This is a genomic window from Curtobacterium sp. MCLR17_040 (genome assembly GCF_003234735.1).
Classification (GTDB): Bacteria; Actinomycetota; Actinomycetes; order Actinomycetales; family Microbacteriaceae; genus Curtobacterium; species Curtobacterium flaccumfaciens.
This window is the reverse complement of record NZ_QKTE01000025.1, coordinates 1-20,257: the sequence shown is the minus strand read 5'-3', so window position 1 is coordinate 20,257 and position 20,257 is coordinate 1. Positions and strand designations below refer to the sequence as shown.

Sequence of the window (20,257 nt, the reverse complement as noted above, 5' to 3'; positions counted from 1 at the left end):
CGTCATGGCGAAGGAACGCGGGGAGAAGATCGTCGCGACGAACCGTCGCGCCCGGCACGACTACCTCATCGAGGACACGTACGAAGCGGGCATGGTCCTGTCCGGCACCGAGGTGAAGTCCCTGCGGATGGGGCGCGCGTCCCTGGTCGACGGGTACGCCTACATCGACGGTGGCGAAGCGTGGATCGACGCCGTGCACATCCCGGAGTACACCGAGGGCACCTGGAACAACCACTCGCCGCGGCGGAAGCGCAAGCTGCTCCTGCACAAGCAGCAGATCGTGAAGATCTCGCACAAGACGGCCCAGGGCGGCTACACCCTCGTGCCGCTGCAGATCTACTTCCACGACGGTCGGGCGAAGATCGAGATCGCCGTCGCGAAGGGCAAGCGCGAGTTCGACAAGCGCCAGGCGCTGCGCGAGAAGACCGACAAGCGTGAGGCCGAGCGGGCCATGCGCACCCGGAACCGCGTCGGAGAGTAGCGCCGACGCACCTCCTCGGCTAGACTGAGGGACTGCTCCGACAGGGGCATTGGCAACTCAACAGCGTGACAGCGGCTCGCACGTCCGGCCCGCATGGGGATGATCGGTTTCGACATTGCCTGTGTGCCGACGGGAAGCGGGCCGAGGACCCACGGTTATCTCGTAAACGATCCGTGGAAAACAACAAGTGCCAATTCCAAGCGCACTGACTTCGCTCTCGCTGCGTAAGCAGCCCAGCACATGAAGTCCGTCGGCCAGGTGACCGTCTTCTAACCTGATCCCGACGTCATCCAGAGGACTTGCTGCACGGTTGCGCCTCAGGGCCGTGCGGGACTTGCACTGAGACTGGGCCCGTCGTCCTAGAAGCCGGTAGCAAAGGACGGGGCCGAGCAGAACGAACTATCCGGATACGCCCGTAGAAGACGTCGAATTGCAGCGATGGACGGGGGTTCGATTCCCCCCATCTCCACCATTCGCCGAACGACGAACCGCTGTCACGCTGCGCCACCTGAACGCCCCGACACCGTCCCCTGGACAGTGCCGGGGCGTTCGCTGTTCCGCCACGTCCGAAGACTACGCTCCGGAGCAGGCGCGCAGAACACGCTCGCGTCGAACCCGAACGAGAGGTCAGCACGTGGTGCAGGAGATCGCGATCCGTGTCCGTCTGCGGGAGCAGGAACGAGTGGTGCTCAGCGAGTACGAGCGGATCGTGGGCTCCGTCGCCACGGTCGCCGCTCTCGCCGCATGGCTGCCGAACCCCGACACCCGTCTGGTCGTTCGCGGCCGCGGCGCGGAGCCGGTTCGCCTCGAGACCGTCACCTACGGCTCGGTGGTCGAGATGCTCGTCGTGCTCGACCAGCGCTCCGCCGGGGTCGAGCGTGCCGCAGCCGCCATCGCCGCGCTCATCGAGTCGGTCCGCCACGAGCACGTCGCCGACGACGTCTCCGGGGTCGCCGGAGAACTCGATCGGCTCGACCGCGCTGCCCCGCGCGGACGCTCCGCCGTGGAACGCGCGCTGCGCACGTTCCTCGAGGGGGCACGGTCCGACGTCCTCGAGCGGAAGACGACCACCCGGGTCCGGACCGCGCAGGCGCTGCTCCGACTCGCCGAGGCGGACGCGGTCCTGACGGTCGAGCGGGTCGCCGACGCCCTGGCACCGGTGCTCGAGGAGCACGCGGTCGACGTCGAGCTGGACACCGGCTCGGCCGTGGTCGTCGAGCCGATCGACGGGGTGGAGTCGCCGGAGACCGAGGCTGTGTCCGCCGACGCCGACGTCTCGCAGGCGGATCCGGAGGCCGTGTCGGCCGTCCTGCCGCTGCCGACGGGTGCGAGCAAGGCGAAGTCGAAGAAGGACGACGACAAGAAGAAGTCCAAGAAGGACGACGACGGCAAGAAGAAGTCCAAGAAGGACGACGACGGCAAGAAGAAGTCCAAGAAGGACGACGACGGCAAGAAGAAGTCGAAGAAGTCGAAGAAGGACGACGACGCGAAGAAGAAGTCCAAGAAGAAGAAGTAGCTCGCAGCAGCCCCCGCTAGAAGTCGAACAGGTTCGCCCGGATCCCTCCGGCGCCGTACTCCCGTCGCAGGAGCCCTCGGCGCCGGAGCACGGGCACCAGGTCGCCGAACGTCCGGTGGATCTGCGCCGGGTGCAGGTCGCCCGAGAAGATGATCCCGTCGTTGTCGGCGTCGCTGCCGAGCTCCTCGATGAAGTCCGCGAACTCGTCGGCGGTCCCCACGAACCCCGAGCGTGACGCGATCCGCCCCTGCCGCGCCTTGCGGGTGAGCAGTTCCCGCAGCGGTGCGTCCGGGGTGTCCCCGAGCAGCCCGCGGATCGTGCCGGCCGAGACGTGCTCCCCGAAGGTCCCGTCGGGCACCGGGGCGTCCAGGTCGAGTGCGAGCAGGTCGGTCTCGGAGTCGCTCGACCACGCGATCGCCGCCGCACGCAGGGCGTCGTCGGTGGGGTGCTCGGACGCCGCGACGATCCGGTCGGCCTCCTCCGGCGAGGACACGATCACGGGCTTCAGCACGAACAGGATCCGCAGGTCCGCGGTGGACCGCCCTGCGGCCTCGGCTGCCGCGATCACCCGGGCGCGGTAGTCCGTCACCGCGGCGGCGGACAGCGGTGCGAGTGCGAGCTGCACGTCCGAGTGGGTGCCGGCGAACGCGAGCCCTCGGCCCGAGCCACCGGGGGAGACGACCACGGGGTCCGACGCCAGCGGCAGCGCGTTGAGCGGACCGTCGGCGGTGAAGTGGGCGCCCTCGTGGTGGAACGCGTCGAGCGCGTCGCCGTCCGCGAAGTGCCACGAGTCCGGTGCGCCGACGTACGCGTCGCCCCACGAGTGCCAGAGCCGGCGGAGCAGCGTGATCCACTCCTCGGCGCGGTCGTACGCCTGGTCGTGCGGCAGCGGCGGCAGGCCGGCGTGGCGTGCACTGCCGACGTCGGTGACGACGTTGATGCCCAGCCGGTCCGAGGACAGGTGCGCCAGGGTCGCGAACTGCCGTGCCGCCAGGTACGGCGGAGTGATGCCCGCGTTGACGGTCGGCGCGATGCCGATGTGCGAGGTCGCGGCGAACAGGTACGGGGCGAGCAGCAGCGGGTCGTGCTTCGGGCCGCCGTACGCCTGCCGGATGCGCAGGTCGAGGGTCGCGGGGGAGCCGAGCGAGACGGCGTCCTCGGCGATCACCAGGTCCATGCCGGCCTGCTCGAGCGTCCGGACGGACTCCTGGTACAGGTCCGGCTTCGTCCAGTCGTGGCCCCAGTCCCAGTCGGACCGGCCCCACGCCTGCGGGCCGAAGCCACGTGAGAAGAAGTACCCGAAGTGCTGCAGCCCGGCCATTCAGCGCTCCTGCCGGTCGAGGGCCGGCCCACCGGTGGCCGTGCGCTGCGCGTCGGACGCTCCACGTGCCTCCAGGCCGGCGGCGTCTGCGGACCGCACCGCGACGAGCCCGCGATCCAGGTCGCGGAGCAGGTCCGCGACGTCCTCGATGCCGACCGACAGCCGGATCAGGCCGTCGTCGATGCCCTGCTCGGCTCGCTCTTCCGGCGTGCGGCCGGCGTGCGTGGTGGTCGCCGGGTGCAGGATCAGCGAGCGGACGTCGCCCAGGTGGGTCATCCGGCTGAACAGCTGCACGGCGTCGATGAACGCCCGCGCGGCGGCTTCGCCGCCGGCGAGCGTGAAGGCGAAGACGGACCCGGCCCCGCGGGGCAGGTAGCGCTGGGCGAGGTCGTGGAACGGACTGGAGGCCAGGCCCGCGTGGTCGACGCTCGTCACCTCCGGCTGCTGGTCCAGCCAGGACGCGACGGCCAGCGCGTTCGCGCAGTGGCGTTCCACCCGCAGCGACAGCGTCTCGATGCCCTGGCGGAGCAGGAACGCGTTGAACGGGGACGGCGCCGGGCCGATGCGTGCGGCGACGACGTCGCGGGCGAACACGGCGAAGGCCCGGTTGCCGTACCGGTCGACGTAGCTCTCGCCGCCGAGGGACCGTTCGGGGCTGGTCAGGTGGGTCCAGCGCTCGGGGGCGGCGGACCAGTCGAAGCGGCCGCCGTCGACGACCACGCCGCCGAGTCCGGCGCCGTGCCCGGAGAGGAACTTCGACGCCGAGTGCACGACGATGTCCGCACCGTGCTCGACCGGGCGCACCAGGTACGGCGTGGCGAGGGTGTTGTCGACGATCAGCGGGACGCCGGCGCGGTGTGCGGTCTCGGCGACGCCGGTGATGTCGAGGACGTCGTTCTTCGGGTTCGGGATCGTCTCGGCGAAGAACGCCTTCGTGTTCGGTCGGACCGCGGCGGCCCAGGCGTCGAGGTCACGGGCGTCGGTGACGAAGTCGACCTCGATGCCGAGCCGGCCGAGGTTCTGCAGCAGCAGCCCGCGGGTGCCCTCGTAGATGCTCCGGGCGCTGACGACGTGGTCGCCGGCCTGCAGCAGGCCGAGGAACGCCACGGTCGCCGCCGCCTGACCGCTGCCGACCAGGATCGCCTGGACACCGCGTTCGAGCAGCGCCACGCGACGCTCGACGTCGGCGTTCGTGGGGTTGCCGAGACGCGTGTAGGTGTAGCCGTCGTCGGTGTCGGCGAAGCGGTCGCGGGCCTGGTCGAAGTCGTCGAACAGGAACCCGGAGGACATGTGGATCGCGGGGACCCGGGCGCCGTGCCCGGCGTCGGGCACGAAGCCGCCGTGTACCTGCTCGGTCGCGAAGCCGTGGTCGTCGGTCGCCATGGGACACCTCCGGGGGTCGTCTGGCGGTAGCCTCGCAGCCGCTCGGCGCGGACAGGCGATTGCGGCCCCCGGTTACGCGAGCGCAGCCTCAGACGAGTGCGCGGACCCCGGTGACGACGGTGTCCCAGACCTGGAGCAGCGGTTCGCGCGCCAGCCACACGGCGACGGCGTTCACGGCGACGAACAGCACGAACCACAGGGACGCCGGCACCCGCATCTCGGCCGCGGCGATGTGGAAGTCGGTCTGCACCCGGGCACCGGTGAGCAGCCAGCGGCCGACCTGCACCACCGAGCGCAGGCCGTCGACGACGAAGAACGCCCCGACGGCCGCGACGACGAGGACGGTCGCCTCGGACGGGCGGACGGCCACCCACAGGGCGAGCGCGTCGAAGCCGAGCACGACGAGCAGGCCGAACCAGTTCCGGACGAACGCCAGCGCCACGAGCCCGATGACCGCGAGCACCACCACGGGCAGCCAGCGGGAGCCGTGCAGCACCCCGGTCACCAGGAGCACCCCCGCCCAGAGGGGTGCGCTGTACCCGGCGTACAGGTTCAGGATCCGGACGAGCCACCGGATGCCGCCGGGCACCCGGCCGAGCTGGACCCAGGCCTCGCCGGACCCGTCCGGGTGCAGCTCGATCCGCTGGATCCGCCCACCGAACGGCACGACGACGATCGCGTGCCCGACCTCGTGCGCGATGGTCGCGGCGATGCGGGCCACGCGGCCGACGAACGGCACGAACGGCAGGACGGCGCCGACGAGGAGCGCGACGAAGACGAGGGGCGGGGCTGCGGTGGTCAAGTGACCAGCATCGCAGCCCCGCCCAGGAAGACCCTGCGGGCCCGGCGTCAGGGGAGCCCGGGCGTCGTCAGCACCACCGTGACCAGGACCACGGTGCCGGCGATCGCCAGGGCGGTGAGGACGGCGAGGAAGACCGTCAGGCGGTTCACGCGTCGGCGCCCGGCTATTCGACCGTCACCGACTTCGCCAGGTTCCGGGGCTTGTCGACGTCGCACCCGAGCTGCAGGGCCAGTTCCCGCGCGAGCATCTGCAGCGGCACGACGGCCTCGAGCGGACCCCACGGCGCGGTCATCGCACCCCAGGCCAGGTCACCGGTGCCACGGCGGCCGAGCGCGGGGATGTCCGCCGACTCGCCGCCGATCGTGATGACGAAGCCACCGCGTGCCCGGACCTCGGCGATCGCCGACTGGATCTTCGGCTCACCGTGGTCGATGACGACCACCGGGGTGCCGTCGTCCACCAGCGCGAGCGGCCCGTGCTTGAGTTCGCCGGCGGGGTAGGCCTCGGCCCAGCGGTAGCTGAGCTCCTTGAGCTTCAGGGCGCCCTCGGCGGCGTACGGCAGTCCGGCACCGCGGCCGAGGAACAGGAAGCCCGTCGCCTCCTTGACGCTCGACACCAGCAGCGGCATCCGCTCGGCGGACACCCGCGCGGCGTGCTCGATCCGTGCCGGCAGGTCGAGCAGTTCGTCGACGAGTACCTGCGCGCGCGACGGTTCGATACGGCCGGAGGCCACCATCGCGGAGATCATCGCCGCGACGCCAACGACGACCTGCGCCGTGAACGTCTTCGTGGCGGCGACCCCGATCTCCGGGCCGGCGTGGCAGTCCAGCACGGCGTCCGCTCGTCGGGCGAGCGAGGAGTGCATGTTGTTCGTCAGCGCGAGCACCGGGTGGCGGTCCTCGAACCGGTCCAGGGCGCGGAGCACGTCCGCGGTCTCACCGGACTGGCTGATGGCGACGACCAGGGTGCCCGGACCGAGCACGGCCTGGTCGGCCTCGCTCGCGACGACGATGTCGGTCGGCACCCCACCGATCCCGCGCAGTGCGGTCGCGATCACCTGGCCCGCGTTCAGCGACGTGCCGCAGGCGACGATCGCCAGCCGGTGGAAGCCGGCCAGGCCGAGGCCCACCCACATGCTGCCGTCGGCGGTGCGGCGGGTCACGCGGTCCAGGATCGTCGCGACGACGTCGGCCTGCTCGTCGATCTCCTTCGCCATGTGGTCGGTGTGGTCGCCGAGGTCGAGTGCTGCGGCGGCGAACGGGGACGGCGTGGGGAACGGCACGGGTACCGTGATGCCGTCGGACGACCAGGTCCAGGCCTCACCGAGCTCGACGACGTCGCCGTCGCGCAGCGCCACGAACGTCTCGCACCACTCGGCGATCGCGCCGATGTCGCTCGCCACGAAGTCGCCGCGGCCGGAGCGGGCGACGACGAGCGGCGAACGGTCCGCCGCCACGACCATGCGGCCGTCCCGGGCGTCCAGGACCACGATCGCCCACGAGCCCTCGAGCTGCGCCGTCGCGATCTGCACCGCGAGCATCAGGTCCGGGTCGACCGCCAGCGCCCGCTCGACCAGGTGCGCGATGACCTCGGAGTCGACGTCCGACCGGAAGCGGTGGCCCTGCGCCTCGAGCGTCTGCCGCAGCCGCTCCGCGTTCTCGACGATGCCGTTGTGCACGATCGAGATCCGGCCGGTGCAGTCGGCGTGCGGGTGTGCGTTCGCCTCGCGCACGGCACCGTGCGTGGCCCAGCGGGTGTGACCGATGCCGACGCCGGTGAGCGCGTCACCGGAGCGTGCAGCGACGAGCGTCCGCAGGTCGCCGACGCGGGAGACCGAGCGGATCGTCTCGGTGCGGCCGCCGGCCGTCCGGACGGCGATGCCGGCGGAGTCGTACCCGCGGTACTCGAGTCGTTCGAGTCCGTCGAGCAGGTAGGGGGTCGCGTCGTCAGACACGCGGGCCGCGATGATGCCGCACATCGGCTGTCCCTTCGGGGGAACGAGAGTGGGTGGAACGGGGAGGTGGAACTGGTGCGGCACCGACCGCCGTCGGGTCTGCCGCGCGTCCGGGGCCTCCCGGCCCGGGAACCGACGCCCGTCCTCGGATCAGGCGAGGACGGACGTCGGTGTCGTTGGGCCGAGGGGTTCGGGTACCGGACGGGGTACCGCGGGCTGGCCCCCGGGGGAGGGGCACGGCGGTCGGTGCAGGAGAAGCCTCACCCGCCGCCGACCACACGGCAACACCCGTCGGACGCTCTTGCGGTTCCCCGCGTGCGGGGGCCCACCGCGCTGCGGTCGCGTGCGGACTCCCGCAAGCGCCGTCGCACCAAGCGAGGGACTACGGACGGGAGGCCCGGTACCAGCTGGTACCGGGCCTCCCGTCCGTCCTGTGGTGCGTCTCCTACGTGAGGAGCGCGACCAGGTGCGATCGCGATCGCGCGCCGACCTTGCGGTAGATCTGCGTGAGCCGCAGTTCCACCGTGCGCTGCGACATGAACAGCGACGAGGCGATCTCGCGGTTGCGGTAGCCCTCGGTGACCTTCTGCACCACCGCACGCTCCTCGGCGGTCAGCGACGTGAGCACCGCCGACGCGTCGGGGGCGCTGCGCGGCGTCGCGGGGAACGCCGGCGAGAGCACCGGTGCGGACCGGATCGACGACGAGCCCGTGCCGAACTGCGGCATCGCCGCAGCCGGCGCCGGCGTCACGAGCGGTCGACGCAGGCCGGCCGCCTCGTACGCCGCTGCGGCCGCCGCACCGAGGCGCGGCCGTTCCGCCGGGTTGCCGACCGCGGCCAGCGCCGCGAACGTGCGAGCCCGCTCGTACTGCGAGTCGTGCGGCTGGAACAGTTCCAGCGCACGGCGACGGGCCGGCTCGCGGGTGGTGTCGTCGGCGACGAGCGCGAGGCTCCGCGCCAGCACCAGGGCACCCCAGCGCCCCGGACGGGCGTGGTGGTCCGCCGCCAGGCGGGCCGTGATCGTCCGCGCGTCGTCCATCCGTCCGAGGCGCACGTACGCCTCGACCAGGTCGCCGAGGTGCCGGAGCACCGCGGGGTTCCGGAGCGACCGACCGATGGCGTCGGCGGCCTCGAGCGCGGTGGCTGCCTCGTCGAGGCGGCCGTCGAGCAGCAGGACCTTGCCGCGGAGCGCGTGCAGCTTCGCCGTCGCACCCCAGAGCCGACTCGTCGAACGGTGCTCGAGGCACCGGTCCACGACGTCGAGCGCCTCGGCGGACCGGCCCTCGGCGAAGTGCCGCCACGCGACGGCGATCGCCCGGGAGGGCTCACGCAACCGCTCGGCGACGGACGAACCGGACTCCCACACGTCGATCGCACGGAGCGCCTGCCGGAAGTTGCCGGAGCGCACCTCGTTCTCGGACGTCAGGTAGCGGGCCGCCTCGGTCCACACCGCCGCGGTCTCCGGCCCCCGGGCGAGCACGAGTGCGAACACCCGGCGCGCGCTCCGGTAGCGCTCGCCGATGCTCAGCGCGTGGGCGAGGAGCAGCAGGGCCGGGTCGGACATCGCCACGAGCTCCGACGTCGCGAGCCCGTCGTGCAGTTCGGTGTCGGGCGGCAGCACGCCGTCCACGGCGGCGATGAGCTCCCGCGCGGTCGTCGCGATCTCGAGGGTGTGCGCGGACGCCGACCCCTCGAGCGGTTCGATCCGGTGCAGCAGGTCCTTGGCTTGGTCGAGCTCCCACGCCTCGGCACGGAAGCAGGCCACCATGGCCATCAGCCCGGCGACGGCGTCCACCTCGGCCGGGTCGGTCGCGTCGACGGGGACGAGCAGCTCGTCCGCGTGCACGGCGTCACCGCTGAGGTACTCGGCCGAGTACTGCAGCCGGAGCCGACGGACCTCGTTCGGCGTCGTCCGGAACGGACGGAGCGCCGCGAGGTACCGCGCGGCGAAGCCGAGCAGGCGCTTGCCGAGCATGGCCTCCGCGACCCCGAGGAGCGCGACGTGCTCGTCCTCGGTCCCGCCACCGATGTGCAGGGCACGTTCGGTCAGCGCGATCGCGGCGTGCACGTTGCCGTCCACGACGTACGACCGTGCAGCCTGGAGCAGTGCGACCACGTCGGGGACGTCGTCGACGAAGCTCCGGTGCCACGCGGCCGACCGCGGGTCGCTCTCCGCGCTCGCCGTGGCCAGCTCGGCGTGTGCCGCACGACGGTCACGGGCGGGCATCCGCCAGTAGAGCGCGGAACGCACGAGCGGGTGCCGGACGGTGACGCTCTGCCCGCGGACGGTCGCGAGACCGGCCCCGACCAGGTCGTCCAGCTCGTCCCGGTCCCACGCCGTGGTCTTCGCGACGGGCACCAGGGCGAGCTTCGCGAGGACGTCCAGATCGCGTCCCGCGGCGGGCCCGAGTGCGAGCGCCGCGATGGCCTCGGTCGTCGGAGTGGGTCGGAGCGGGAGCACGATCGGCTCCGCGCCGGTGAGCTGCTCCCGGGTGAGCACCGCGAGCTGTTCGCGGAGCGCGCCGGGGTTGCCACCGGTCTCCTCGGCGAGGACGGCGAGGACGCCGTCGTTCGCTTCGGCGGGTGCCATGGCCCGGGCGAGGATCAGTGCCTCGTCCGAGGGCAGCGGTTCGATGCGCAGGGTCGGCAGGGCCGCGAGCGGCCCGTCCGACGGCACCGAGCGGACCGTCGCCACGACACGCAGGGCGGTGCCCGCGAGTCGTCCGGCGAGGAACGCGATGAGTTCCTGGCTCTCCGAGTCCATCCGGTCGAGGTCGTCGATGAGGACGAGCGTCGGCGGGAGGGTCAGGGCGTGCACGGCGTCGAGGAAGTCGTGCGCCGCCGCCAGCCCGGCCGTCACGGCGGCCGCGGTCCCGCCTGCCTGCAGCAGGTGGGCGATGTGTGCGGTCGCTCGAGGGTCGTCGAGCGCGGTGAACAGGGAGGTCACCCCGGCCAGTGGCCAGCGGGATTCACTCCCGTTGACACCGACCCGGACGACGGGGAGGGAGACGCGGTTCGAGACCGCGTCGAGGACGCTGCTGCGTCCGGAACCAGGGTCGCCGACCACGACCATCGCGGACTCCCGTGGGAGCACTGCGAGGGTCGCGATCCGGTCGACCTCGAGACGTCGACCGGTGAGTGCCATGACTCACCGGCCTCCGGGTCCGGAGGCGGATGCTGCGAGGAGGGCGTCGGCGAACACAGGGGTCGCTGCGACGGGGCGCACGGAGGCGGACCGGACTGCTGCACGGCGGGTGACCGTGGCGGAGTGCGGACGAGCGGCGGCGACTGAGCGCGCGCCGGAACTGTCGTGGATTGGATGCGGTCGACGAGTGTGGGTGCACTCGGTTCCGCTCGGGAACGATGATGTCATCGTCTGTATCACCCCTCGGGTTAGGGTCTTCGGACGAACACGACCGGTCTGTTCCGCCGTCCGGATCTAGGGAATCCGAGAGCGTCACGTGACCTGCCGTCTGGAGCACGATAACTCAGGTACCGGCCCGCCGAGCGGACTCCGGCTCGCAGATGTCCAGAACGGTGCCCCCAGTACGGGGGGCCACGAGGGGGGTGTGGCACCCGCCCTCTGCACCCCGATCCGGGTCCGCCTGACGGAACCGGGGTACAGCTCTGTCCGGACCTCGTTCGTCCTCGCAGGTGTAGCCAGGACGGGATGTCCAACGCCGAACCGACCGACGCCCGCCTCGATGACCGCACCCGGTGGCGCGCCTTCGCCGTGTGCGTGGCGGTCGCAGCCCTGACGATCCTCGACCTGTCCAAGGTGAACGTCGGGCTGCCCTCGATCGAGCAGTCCCTCGGGGCCACCAGCTCGTCGCTCCAGCTCATCGTGGCGGGGTACGCGCTGGCGTTCGGCCTCGCCCTGGTGCCCGCGGGTCGGCTCGGGGACCTGAAGAGCCGGCGCGTCATGTTCATCGTGGGGCTCAGTGCGTTCACCGGATCGAGCCTGCTGTGCGCCGTCGCACCGAACATCGAGGTCCTGATCGTCACGCGGATCCTGCAGGGATTCGCCGCCGGGATCCAGATGCCCCAGGTCATCGGACTGGTGCAGCAGCTGTTCCGCGGACCGGAGCGAGGCCGCGCGTTCGGGCTGTTCGGGGCGATGATCGGCATCTCCACCGCCCTCGGGCCGACCATCGGCGGTGGCCTCATCGCGATCGGCGGCGAGGAGTCCGGCTGGCGGCTGCTGTTCTGGATGAACGTGCCCCTCGGGATCGCCGCGCTGCTCTTCGCCGTCCGCCTGCTGCCGAAGGGTGCCCAGGGGAAGGCGCAGGACCGTGAACTGGACGTCGTCGGCATCCTGCTGCTCGGCGCGGCGATCATCACCCTGATGCTGCCGTTCGTGCTGACCAGCGGCGGTGGTGGTTCCGCGACCCGCTGGTTCTGGTTGGTCGGCTTCGCGGTGTTCCTCGTGCTGTTCGTGCTCTGGGAGCAGCGGTTCAAGCGGCAGGGCAAGTCGCCGGTCGTGCACTTCGAGCTGTTCCGGCTGTCGTCGTACCGCAACGGTCTGTCGATCGTGGCGGTCTACTTCGCGGCGCTGCCGGCGTCGTTCCTCATGGTCACGCTGTACCTGCAGGAGGGCCTCGGGCTCTCGCCCCTGTTCGCCGGCATGGTGAGCATCCCCTTCGCCGCGACGAGTGCCGTGGGCTCCTACATCGGCGGACGGATCGTCGACCGGGTCGGGCGGGCGCTGGTCGTCGCCGGGCTCGGGATGGTCGTCGTCGGCTTCCTGCTGCTCATGGTCGCCGCCGTCGCCACCCCGCCGGAGGTCACCCCGTGGGCGATGGCGGGCGCGTTCCTGGTGGGCGGACTCGGTGGCGGGTTCGTGGTGTCGCCGAACCAGACCCTGACCCTGGCCGAGATCCCCGTCGAGCAGTCCGGGGTGGCGGGGTCGATGCAGCAGCTCGGGCAGCGTGTCGGCACCGCGATCGGCACCGCGGTCGCGACGAGCATCTTCTACGGGATCGTGCGGAGCGAGGCAGCGGGGTCGGGATCTGGCGGGTCCGGAAGCCGTCTTGATGCGTACCACGACGCGTTCCGCAGCGGCACGACGTTCACGGTGTCGCTGATGGCGCTCGCACTGGTGCTGGCCGGTGCGGACCTGGTGGCGCGTCGTCGGGCAGCACGGCGGTTGGACCGGGACTCCGAGGACTCGGACGCGGCTGCGGGGTCCGCCGAGCACACCGGGGCGAACGGATCCGCCGAGCGGACCGAGGCGCCCGGGTCCGCCGAGCGGGGCTGAACTGCCCGCCGACCGTGCCTAGGAGTCGCGGCGGATGACCTCGACGACGGCGTCGTGCACCAGGCCGTTCGATGCGAGCGCGCTGCCGTGCCACGGCCCGGGATCGCCGTCGAGCGAGGTGAAGCGGCCACCGGCCTCTTCGACGATGGGGACGAGGGCTGCGATGTCCCACGGTTTCAGGTCCGGTTCGCCGGCGACGTCGAGGACGCCCTCGGCCACCATCATGTACGACCACATGTCGCCGTAGGCCCGGGTGCGCCAGACCCGGCGCGACAGGTCGACGAGCGGCTCGAGGCGGTCGTCGTCGTCCCACTGCTGGATGCTGTTGTAGCTCAGGCTCACGTCGGCGAGCTCGGACACCCCGGAGACCCGGAGCGGTCCGTCCAGCGAGAACGCGCCGGAGCCCTCGGCCGCCCACCAGCGCTTGCCGAGGGCGGGAGCGCTGACGACGCCGAGCACCGGGCGGCCGTCGACCGCGAGCGCGATGAGGGTCGCCCACACCGGCACGCCGCGCAGGTAGTTGGCGGTGCCGTCGATCGGGTCGACCACCCACTGGCGGTGTCCTTCGCTGACGGCCTCGGCCCCGGTGTCCGCCGTCGTCTCCTCGCCGAGGAACGCGTCGTCCGGTCGCTCGGCGGCGAGTCGCTCGCGCAGGGCCCGTTCGACGGCCTGGTCGGCGTCGGTGACGTGCGTGCTGTCGGCCTTCTTCGTCACGTGCAGGTCGGCGGCACGGAAGCGCTCGAGGCTGATCGCGTCGGCGGTGTCGGCGAGGGAGCGGGCGAAGTCCAGGTCGGCGCTGAGGTCCACGTCGCCCAACCTACCGTCGCTACGCGGCGACGACCTCTTCTTCCTCGAGCCGGGTGACCTCGCGCTCGCGGGCGATGCGGGTCCGGCGGGCGACGAGCCCGTGCACCACGACGCAGAGCAGGAGCGCGGCGGCCAGCCAGAGGGCGAGCACGAGCGACGACCGGCCGAGCGAGGCGTCCGGGAAGTACTGCAGGTCCTGAGCGGCCTGCAGCCATGCCGCACCGCTCCAGAAGGTGTGCAGGGCGGCGAAGAACCCGGGCTGGAACGCCGGCTGGAAGATCCCGCCGGACGACGTGAAGTTCAGCATCACGAACAGCATCGTGAGGATCGGGGTCGTCCACCGGCCGAGCACGGGGTGCAGCCCGACGCCGAGCGCGACGATGATCGCGTCGTAGAGCCAGGCGAACAGGAACACCTGCCAGTGGTGGGTGGTGATGACGCCGTAGATCGGTCCGGCGACGATCACGCCGATGCCGGCGACGACCCCCGCGGTGGCGAGCCCGATGACCGCGGTCCACACGGCGCGGAGCTTCGTCGCGACCGAGGCCACGGCGATCGCGGACGCGTACCCGCCGACGCTCAGGGCCACGAGCAGGAAGAACAGCCCCTGGCCGGTGGTGTCCTGGTCGCCCGTGGGCACGACGTCGACGACCCGGAACGGCACGTGCTGGTCGTAGGCGATCGGCAGGAACACCTTCTGCGCGGCGCTCGCGGTGGTCTCCGACGCGGCGGTCGAGACGTAGAGCGTGGCACCCGTCGCCGTCGGTGCGTACACGGCGGCGAGGTCGCGGTCGCGCACCTGCTGCTCGGCAGCCTTCGTCGATGCGACGACGTGGGCCACGAGGGCGCCGTCGGACTGGTCGGTCACGGTCTGGGCGAACACCTGGGTGGCCGCGCCCTGGCCGACGATGCCGACGGGCAGTTCCTGCGGGGCCGGAGCGTGGAAAGCACCGAGGTAGGCCAGGCCCATGCCGGCGGCCAGGAACAGCGGCACGAGGATGTGCGAGGCGAACGTCAGCAGCACACGACCGAGGCCGGCGGGGCGCAGGACGCTGTCGGACCGCTGCGGCTTCGGGGCTCGTGGGGACTTGTGGGTGGGGGAGTGGTGCGCGTGCGACGTCGTCGTCGTGCTCGGGGACGGGGCGTCGACAGCGGGGGTCGGCGCAAAGTTGTACTTTGCAACTTCAGACACGACCGCAACTGTACAACCCCGATGCGCGCTTGTCGACGCCGGCCCGGTGCCGAGGCGTCGTCCCGTGCGAGGTTGCCCACTCCGTGCGAGACCCGCGAGCCCGCACGGAGTGCACGACCTCGCACCGTTCAAGCGCCCCTCGCACGGTGCGAGGTCTGCACCGTGCGAGGGGCGCGGGAACCGGAGTGGTCACGACTCACCGCGCGCCGGCGCTCGAGTGGTCACGAACTGTCGGGTGCCGCACCTCCAGCCGACAGCTCGTGACCCCTCGACGCACACACCGCGGGGTGTCGTGACCAGCCGCCGACCAGCCGCCGACGAGCCGCCGACCAGCGCCGGCCGGCGACGACCAGCCGCCGGCCGGCACCCCCGGCGCGTTACTCGGAACCGGGGTCGGACGCGCCCATGCCGGTCAGCAGCGCCCGGAACGAGTCGAGCCGCTCGACGCCGGTCGGCCCGAGCTCCCCGTCCTGCACCCGGTCGACGATCTCCCAGTCGTGCGCCTGCGCCAACGGGATGCCGTCCCGCGCGGGCCGCACCGGCACGGCGTGCGACGCGAACGCCCGGAAGACGTTCGCGGGGTCGACGTGCCCCAGCCCGAACGACCGCACACCCGGCGTGTCGATGATCCACCCGCCGTCACGGACCTGCAGCGCGATCGACGACGACGACGTGTGCCGCCCCCGCCCGGTCACGGAGTTCACGACCCCGATCGCCCGCGTCGAGCCGGTCAGGGCGTTCACCAGCGTCGACTTGCCGACGCCGGAGTGCCCGACGGTCACGGTCACCTTGTCGTCCAGGAGCTCGTGCAGCGCCTCGAACGGGACGTCGTCCGATCGGCTCGTCACGATCCGCAGATCCAGGCACGCGAAGTGCGCCAGGAACGCAGCCGGGTCGGCGAGGTCGGTCTTCGTGATGCAGAGGATCGGGTCGAGGCCGGCGTCGAACGCGGCCACCAGGTACCGGTCGATCAGGCGGGTGCGTGGCTCGGGGTCGGCGGCGGCCACCACGATGAGCATCTGGTCGGCGTTCGCCACGATGACGCGCTCGACCTCGTCGGAGTCGTCGGCACTCCGTCGCAGCAGGGTGGTGCGCTCGGCGACCTTCACGATGCGCGCGAGCGACCCCGGGTCGCCCGAGACGTCCCCGACGAGCGACACGTGGTCGCCCGTGACGACGGACTTCTTGCCGAGCTCGCGGGCCTTCGTCGCGGTGATGACGTGGTCGTCGATCAACACGCCGAACCGCCCGCGGTCGACGTTCGTCACCCACCCGACGGGGGCGTCGTCGTACGTCGGCCGGGTCTTCGTGCGCGGTCGGTTGCCCTTCGGGTTCGGACGCACCCGGACGCTCGACTCGTCGTACTGCCCGTACGGCTCGTCCGCGTCGGCGTCGTCACCGTCGGTGTCGTCCCACCAGCTCATGCGTCAGTCCCCACTCACCGGTGCAGCGGCCACCGAGGACGCCACGAGCGCCGCCCACAGCTCCGGGAACTGCGGCAGCGTCTTCGCGGTCGACCCGATGTCGTCGACGGCGACGCCGTCGACGACGAGGCCCACGATCGCCCCCGCGGTCGCCATCCGGTGGTCGTCGTACGCGCCCCAGGCGCTGCCGTGGAGCGGCGCCGGCTCGATCCGCAGGCCGTCGTCGAGTTCGAGCACCGCGCCTCCAGACCGGTTGAGGTCCGCCGCGAGTGCGGCCAGACGGTCCGTCTCGTGCCCCCGCAGGTGACCGATCCCGGTGATCTCGCTCGGGCCGTCCGCCAGCGCGGCCAGCGCGACGAGCGCCGGGGCGAGTTCGCCGCCGCGGCTCAGGTCGAGTTCGAGACCCGGCAAGGAGGCCCCACTCCGGATCCCGACGCCGCCGTCGACGACCAGGTCGTCACCGTCACGGGCCACGCTCGCCCCCCACAGGGGCAGGAGCGTCTCGAGGTCGGCGCCGACCTGCGTCGTCTCGGTGGGCCAGGTGCGGATGCGGACCGTGCCGCCGGCGACGAGCGCGGCGACCGCGAACGGCGCCGCGTTCGACAGGTCGGGCTCGATCGTGACGTCACGCGCGCCGATCGGGCCGGGGTGCACGACCCACTCGCCGACCGACGGCTCGTCGACGCGGACGCCGCGAGCACGGAGCGCCGCGACGGTCATCTCGATGTGCGGCATGCTCGGCAGGCGTTCGCCCACGTGGGTGAGGTGCAGGCCCTCGTCGAAGCGGGGCGCCGACAGCAGCAGCCCGGAGACGAACTGCGAGGACGCCGACGCGTCGATCGTCAGGGCGCCACCGCGGACCGAGCCGGTGCCGGTGAACGAGAACGGCATCGAACCGCCGCCGTCGTCCGTGACGTCGACACCGAGGTCCACGAGTCCCTGCACGATGGCGTGCATCGGCCGCTTGCGGGCGTAGGGGTCGCCGTCGACCGTGACGGGACCGACGGCCAGGGCGGCGAGCGGCGGCAGGAAGCGCATCACGGTGCCGGCCAGCCCGCAGTCCAGGCGGACGTCGCCGTGCATCGGGGCGGGCGTGATCCGGAGGTCCGGGCCGTAGGGGTTCGGGGCGGTGCCCGCCGCCGGCTCGAGCTCCTCGATGCCGACGCCGAGCGCACGGAGGCCCGCGATCATCAGTGCCGAGTCACGGGAGTGCAGCGGGAGCCGGATCGTCGAGGGGCCGTCCGCGAGGGCCGCGAGCACGAGCTCCCGGTTCGTCAGCGACTTCGACCCGGGCAGCGCGACGTCGCCGCGCAGCGGACCCCCTGCGACCGGGGCGATCCAGGGGTCGGCGGGCTGGGCCCCGCTGTGGGAATGCGTCGTGTCTGCCATCGGTTCACCAGGGTACTGAACGCACCGGGAGGATCAGTGGCGACAGCAACACTCGCACGAGAGCGGACCGGCACGGCGACCGTGCTGACCGCGGTGCCGACGACGCTCGGCACGCTCGGCCTAGACTTGGCGGCGATGACGACCGACGAACCGCAGGCAGCTCCGCACCACCTGGTCGACGAGACCGAGGTGCAGCTCGACGCCGTCGAAGAGGAGCACGAAGCCCTCGACGACGCCGCAGACGAGTCGGTGGACGCGAAGACCGTCTCCGAGGCGGAGCTGCGGTCCCTGTTCGAGGACCAGGCCCTGCCCTTCATGGACCAGCTCTACGGTGCGGCCATGCGGATGACCCGCAACCCGGCCGACGCGTCGGACCTGGTGCAGGAGACCTTCGTCAAGGCCTTCGCCGCGTTCCGCCAGTTCAAGCAGGGCACGAACCTGAAGGCCTGGCTGTACCGGATCCTCACGAACACGTTCATCAACACGTACCGCAAGAACCAGCGGAACCCGTACCAGGGCACCATCGACGAGCTCGAGGACTGGCAGCTCGGCGGCGCGGAGAGCGTCACCCAGTCGATCTCCGCCCGGTCCGCCGAGGCCGACGCGATCGACCACCTGCCGTCCTCCGCCGTGAAGGACGCCCTGCAGGCCATCCCGGAGGACTTCCGGATGGCCGTGTACTTCGCCGATGTCGAAGGCTTCTCGTACCAGGAGATCGCCGACATCATGAAGACCCCCGTGGGGACGGTCATGAGCCGCCTCCACCGTGGCCGCCGGCTCCTCCGTGGGCTCCTGGCGGACCACGCCCGTGAGACCGGCATCGTCCCGGACGCAGCGTCGACGGCGACGATGCGTGGACGGGGACGAGGCGCGGCACAGACGACGAAGGCAACCGCGGCCACGGGTCGCACCGGACGGAAGGACGCACGATGAGCGGCTGCGACTGCTCGAAGGCGAAGGCCGAGCTCGAGGAGTTCCTGCACGACGAGCTCCGTCACGAGGACGCCGCGGACATCCGCGAGCACATGGACGGGTGCGAGGACTGCCAGACCGAGCACCGCGTCGGCGTCGTGCTCATGGAGACCGTCCGTCGCGCCTGCAAGGAGACCGCTCCCGACCAGCTGCGCAGCGAGATCCTCGCGCGCATCCGGGTGGAGCAGGCGACGCACTGACGCCGCGCCGGGCTGGGCTTCGCTGGGCTGCGACCTGGCACGGTCTGGTGTCAGCGCCCGGCCTGGAACGCCTGCGCGACCTCGGCTGCGTCGAGGACGGTGTCGTGCACCCGGACGGTGTCCACGTCACCGGTGAAGGCGTAGCCCGCTGCACCGGGCCAACCGGACAGCGTCTGCCGTCCGGCCCGCCAGTGGCCGGGGTACTGCCGCAGCGTGACGGCATCGGATCGGCTGCCCTGTAGCGAACCGTCGACCCAGAGCGTCATCAACCGTGCCTCGAAGGTGGCCACCACGTGGTGCCAGGCGCCGTCGTTCACGGGCGCGGTGGACCCGATGGTGAACTTGAACTGCGATCCGGAGCCCTCGACCCCGAAGCGCAGGACTCCGTCGGCGCCGATGTACAGGTGCCGGTCGCGGTAGGTCGACGCCGCCGATCGGTCCGAGCCGAAGCCGAACACCCGGCCACCGTCGGTGTCGTCGGTCCGGAACCAGGTCTCGATCGTGAAGGTGTTCGGCGCGTCGACCGCGGTGTCCGTGACCGCCCACCCTTCGGCGCCGTCCTCGGTCCAGAACGTCGCGTAGGGGTTCGTCGCGCAGTCCGCGTCGACCCGGGCGGCAGCGGCGGGCGTGAAGGCCCCGTCGGCCCCGGACCCGCTCGAGTCGACGACCTGCGGACCGTTCTTCTCGGCGAAGTCCCACGCGAGTGACGTGCCCGGCGCCGGCTGGTGGAAGCACCCGAAGCCGCCGGTGCCGAGCGCCGAGGCGGTCCCGGTCGAGCCGCTGAACCCGGCGCCCGCGCCAGCTCCGGCTCCTGCTCCGGCGAGCAGGGTGAGGGTGATGGCCGCCGCCGTGAACACCGCGACCGGAACGGTGGTCGACGTCGGGGCGGTGACGGCCGCCGTCCGGGGCTCCGCGACCACGGGCGAGTGGAGATCACGGCGCGGCGTGCCGCAGGTGCGGCAGGGGCGACCGGCGACGATGTCCCGATCAGCACGCCCGGCGACGACGAGCACGGCGGTGACGACGCCGGCCAGCAGCAGGGACGTCCAGTCGCCCCCGCGGATCCAGACGCCCGGCAGCCCGATCCACGGGAACCGCAGCACCCCGACTCCGAGGACCGCCGCGGGTTCGACGGCCGTGCGGTCGGCCGTCGGGTTCGCGTCCCCGCGCAGACGCAGGCCCCCGTCCGGTTCGATGCGCTCGAGTCGGTGCAGACGGAGTCGATCCCGGTGGTCGGGGTCCTCGACGAGCAGCACCCGTCCGGCCTCGAGGTCATCGCGTCCGACGGGCATCGCGGCGACGACGTCCCCGGTCCGGATGCCGGGGGCCATCGAGTCGGAGACGACCGTCGTGACGTGCCACCCGAACGCCGCGGGGAGCGACGCCCACAGCGCGAGCAGCAGCACCGACCAGAGGGCCGTCCGCGCCGAGACCGCGAGGAGCAGCCGGGGCAGGTCGCCGACGCAGCGGACGTGACGGCGGGTGGCGACGTTCGGCATCGGCTGCTCCTCGCGGTCTCGGCGCGGACGGCCCTCTGGTCGGTGCTGCTGCTCGCGCTG

At 72.1% G+C, this 20,257-nt stretch carries 15 protein-coding genes and 1 other RNA gene; 6 read left to right on the top strand and 10 right to left on the bottom strand.

Annotation, left to right across the window (positions count from 1 at the left end; all coding sequences use genetic code 11):
* The first annotated feature begins 4 nt into the window (after nt 1–4).
* From smpB to DEJ01_RS18255, 3 genes are all read left to right on the top strand, one after another.
* The gene (gene smpB, locus DEJ01_RS16205) at nt 5–481 is read left to right on the top strand and encodes an SsrA-binding protein SmpB (protein ID WP_027465851.1); all 477 of its coding nucleotides are present in this window, start codon (nt 5–7) and stop codon (nt 479–481) included.
* A gap of 95 nt (nt 482–576) precedes the next feature.
* Nucleotides 577–953, top strand: a transfer-messenger RNA (tmRNA) gene (ssrA, locus tag DEJ01_RS16200).
* A gap of 162 nt (nt 954–1,115) precedes the next feature.
* Entirely contained in the window at nt 1,116–1,997 is an 882-nt protein-coding gene (locus DEJ01_RS18255) for a hypothetical protein (protein ID WP_111093582.1), read from the top strand.
* Between the two features lie 16 nt (nt 1,998–2,013).
* Here the strand turns inward: DEJ01_RS18255 and DEJ01_RS16190 are convergent, their stop codons facing one another.
* The 5 genes from DEJ01_RS16190 to DEJ01_RS16170 all read right to left on the bottom strand — a co-directional run bounded on the left by DEJ01_RS16190 (nt 2,014) and on the right by DEJ01_RS16170 (nt 10,602).
* Nucleotides 2,014–3,318: an LLM class flavin-dependent oxidoreductase gene (locus DEJ01_RS16190; RefSeq protein ID WP_111093581.1), complete on the bottom strand. Its 1,305-nt coding sequence runs from the start codon at nt 3,316–3,318 to the stop codon at nt 2,014–2,016.
* Nucleotides 3,319–4,701, bottom strand: a complete 1,383-nt coding sequence (locus DEJ01_RS16185; protein WP_111093580.1) for an O-acetylhomoserine aminocarboxypropyltransferase/cysteine synthase family protein — start codon at nt 4,699–4,701, stop codon at nt 3,319–3,321. It lies immediately after the preceding gene.
* An 88-nt stretch (nt 4,702–4,789) separates the two neighbouring features.
* Nucleotides 4,790–5,503: a M50 family metallopeptidase gene (locus tag DEJ01_RS16180; RefSeq protein ID WP_071406357.1), complete on the bottom strand. Its 714-nt coding sequence runs from the start codon at nt 5,501–5,503 to the stop codon at nt 4,790–4,792.
* A gap of 163 nt (nt 5,504–5,666) precedes the next feature.
* Nucleotides 5,667–7,481, bottom strand: coding sequence for a glutamine--fructose-6-phosphate transaminase (isomerizing) (gene glmS, locus DEJ01_RS16175; RefSeq protein ID WP_111024001.1), 1,815 nt, complete (start codon nt 7,479–7,481; stop codon nt 5,667–5,669).
* Nucleotides 7,482–7,902: 421 nt separating this feature from the next.
* Nucleotides 7,903–10,602, bottom strand: coding sequence for a LuxR family transcriptional regulator (locus DEJ01_RS16170; RefSeq protein WP_111093578.1), 2,700 nt, complete (start codon nt 10,600–10,602; stop codon nt 7,903–7,905).
* A gap of 525 nt (nt 10,603–11,127) precedes the next feature.
* Here DEJ01_RS16170 and DEJ01_RS16165 point away from each other — a divergent pair.
* Nucleotides 11,128–12,714, top strand: coding sequence for an MFS transporter (locus tag DEJ01_RS16165; RefSeq protein WP_258375739.1), 1,587 nt, complete (start codon nt 11,128–11,130; stop codon nt 12,712–12,714).
* Nucleotides 12,715–12,732: 18 nt separating this feature from the next.
* Here the strand turns inward: DEJ01_RS16165 and DEJ01_RS16160 are convergent, their stop codons facing one another.
* The 4 genes from DEJ01_RS16160 to aroA all read right to left on the bottom strand — a co-directional run bounded on the left by DEJ01_RS16160 (nt 12,733) and on the right by aroA (nt 17,526).
* Entirely contained in the window at nt 12,733–13,521 is a 789-nt protein-coding gene (locus DEJ01_RS16160) for an inositol monophosphatase family protein (RefSeq protein WP_084741405.1), read from the bottom strand.
* A gap of 19 nt (nt 13,522–13,540) precedes the next feature.
* Entirely contained in the window at nt 13,541–14,713 is a 1,173-nt protein-coding gene (locus tag DEJ01_RS16155; RefSeq protein ID WP_146245672.1) for a hypothetical protein, read from the bottom strand.
* A 377-nt stretch (nt 14,714–15,090) separates the two neighbouring features.
* Nucleotides 15,091–16,137, bottom strand: coding sequence for a ribosome small subunit-dependent GTPase A (gene rsgA, locus DEJ01_RS16150; protein ID WP_111093577.1), 1,047 nt, complete (start codon nt 16,135–16,137; stop codon nt 15,091–15,093).
* A gap of 3 nt (nt 16,138–16,140) precedes the next feature.
* Entirely contained in the window at nt 16,141–17,526 is a 1,386-nt protein-coding gene (aroA, locus tag DEJ01_RS16145) for a 3-phosphoshikimate 1-carboxyvinyltransferase (protein WP_111093576.1), read from the bottom strand.
* Between the two features lie 135 nt (nt 17,527–17,661).
* Here aroA and DEJ01_RS16140 point away from each other — a divergent pair, with 135 nt between their 5' ends.
* Both DEJ01_RS16140 and DEJ01_RS16135 read left to right on the top strand, forming a co-directional pair.
* Nucleotides 17,662–18,459 carry a sigma-70 family RNA polymerase sigma factor gene (locus DEJ01_RS16140; protein ID WP_375342388.1) on the top strand — a complete coding sequence of 266 codons (798 nt, stop codon included), beginning with the start codon at nt 17,662–17,664 and terminating at the stop codon, nt 18,457–18,459.
* The gene (locus DEJ01_RS16135; RefSeq protein ID WP_027465838.1) at nt 18,456–18,698 is read left to right on the top strand and encodes a zf-HC2 domain-containing protein; all 243 of its coding nucleotides are present in this window, start codon (nt 18,456–18,458) and stop codon (nt 18,696–18,698) included. The genes DEJ01_RS16140 and DEJ01_RS16135 overlap by 4 nt, the downstream gene beginning before the upstream one ends.
* A 50-nt stretch (nt 18,699–18,748) precedes the next feature.
* Here the strand turns inward: DEJ01_RS16135 and DEJ01_RS16130 are convergent.
* Nucleotides 18,749–20,257, bottom strand: a 1,509-nt coding sequence (locus tag DEJ01_RS16130; RefSeq protein WP_258375738.1) for a LamG-like jellyroll fold domain-containing protein, incomplete at its 5' end; no start/stop codon positions are given.

Coding starts and splice junctions, on each gene's coding strand:
- rsgA (WP_111093577.1), bottom strand. CDS start 16,137: ATGAGCTGGTGGGACGACACCGACGGTGACGACGCCGACGCGGACGAG.
- aroA (WP_111093576.1), bottom strand. CDS start 17,526: ATGGCAGACACGACGCATTCCCACAGCGGGGCCCAGCCCGCCGACCCC.
- DEJ01_RS16165 (WP_258375739.1), top strand. CDS start 11,128: ATGTCCAACGCCGAACCGACCGACGCCCGCCTCGATGACCGCACCCGG.
- DEJ01_RS16135 (WP_027465838.1), top strand. CDS start 18,456: ATGAGCGGCTGCGACTGCTCGAAGGCGAAGGCCGAGCTCGAGGAGTTC.
- DEJ01_RS16140 (WP_375342388.1), top strand. CDS start 17,662: ATGACGACCGACGAACCGCAGGCAGCTCCGCACCACCTGGTCGACGAG.
- DEJ01_RS16170 (WP_111093578.1), bottom strand. CDS start 10,602: ATGGCACTCACCGGTCGACGTCTCGAGGTCGACCGGATCGCGACCCTC.
- DEJ01_RS16190 (WP_111093581.1), bottom strand. CDS start 3,318: ATGGCCGGGCTGCAGCACTTCGGGTACTTCTTCTCACGTGGCTTCGGC.
- glmS (WP_111024001.1), bottom strand. CDS start 7,481: ATGTGCGGCATCATCGCGGCCCGCGTGTCTGACGACGCGACCCCCTAC.
- smpB (WP_027465851.1), top strand. CDS start 5: ATGGCGAAGGAACGCGGGGAGAAGATCGTCGCGACGAACCGTCGCGCC.
- DEJ01_RS16185 (WP_111093580.1), bottom strand. CDS start 4,701: ATGGCGACCGACGACCACGGCTTCGCGACCGAGCAGGTACACGGCGGC.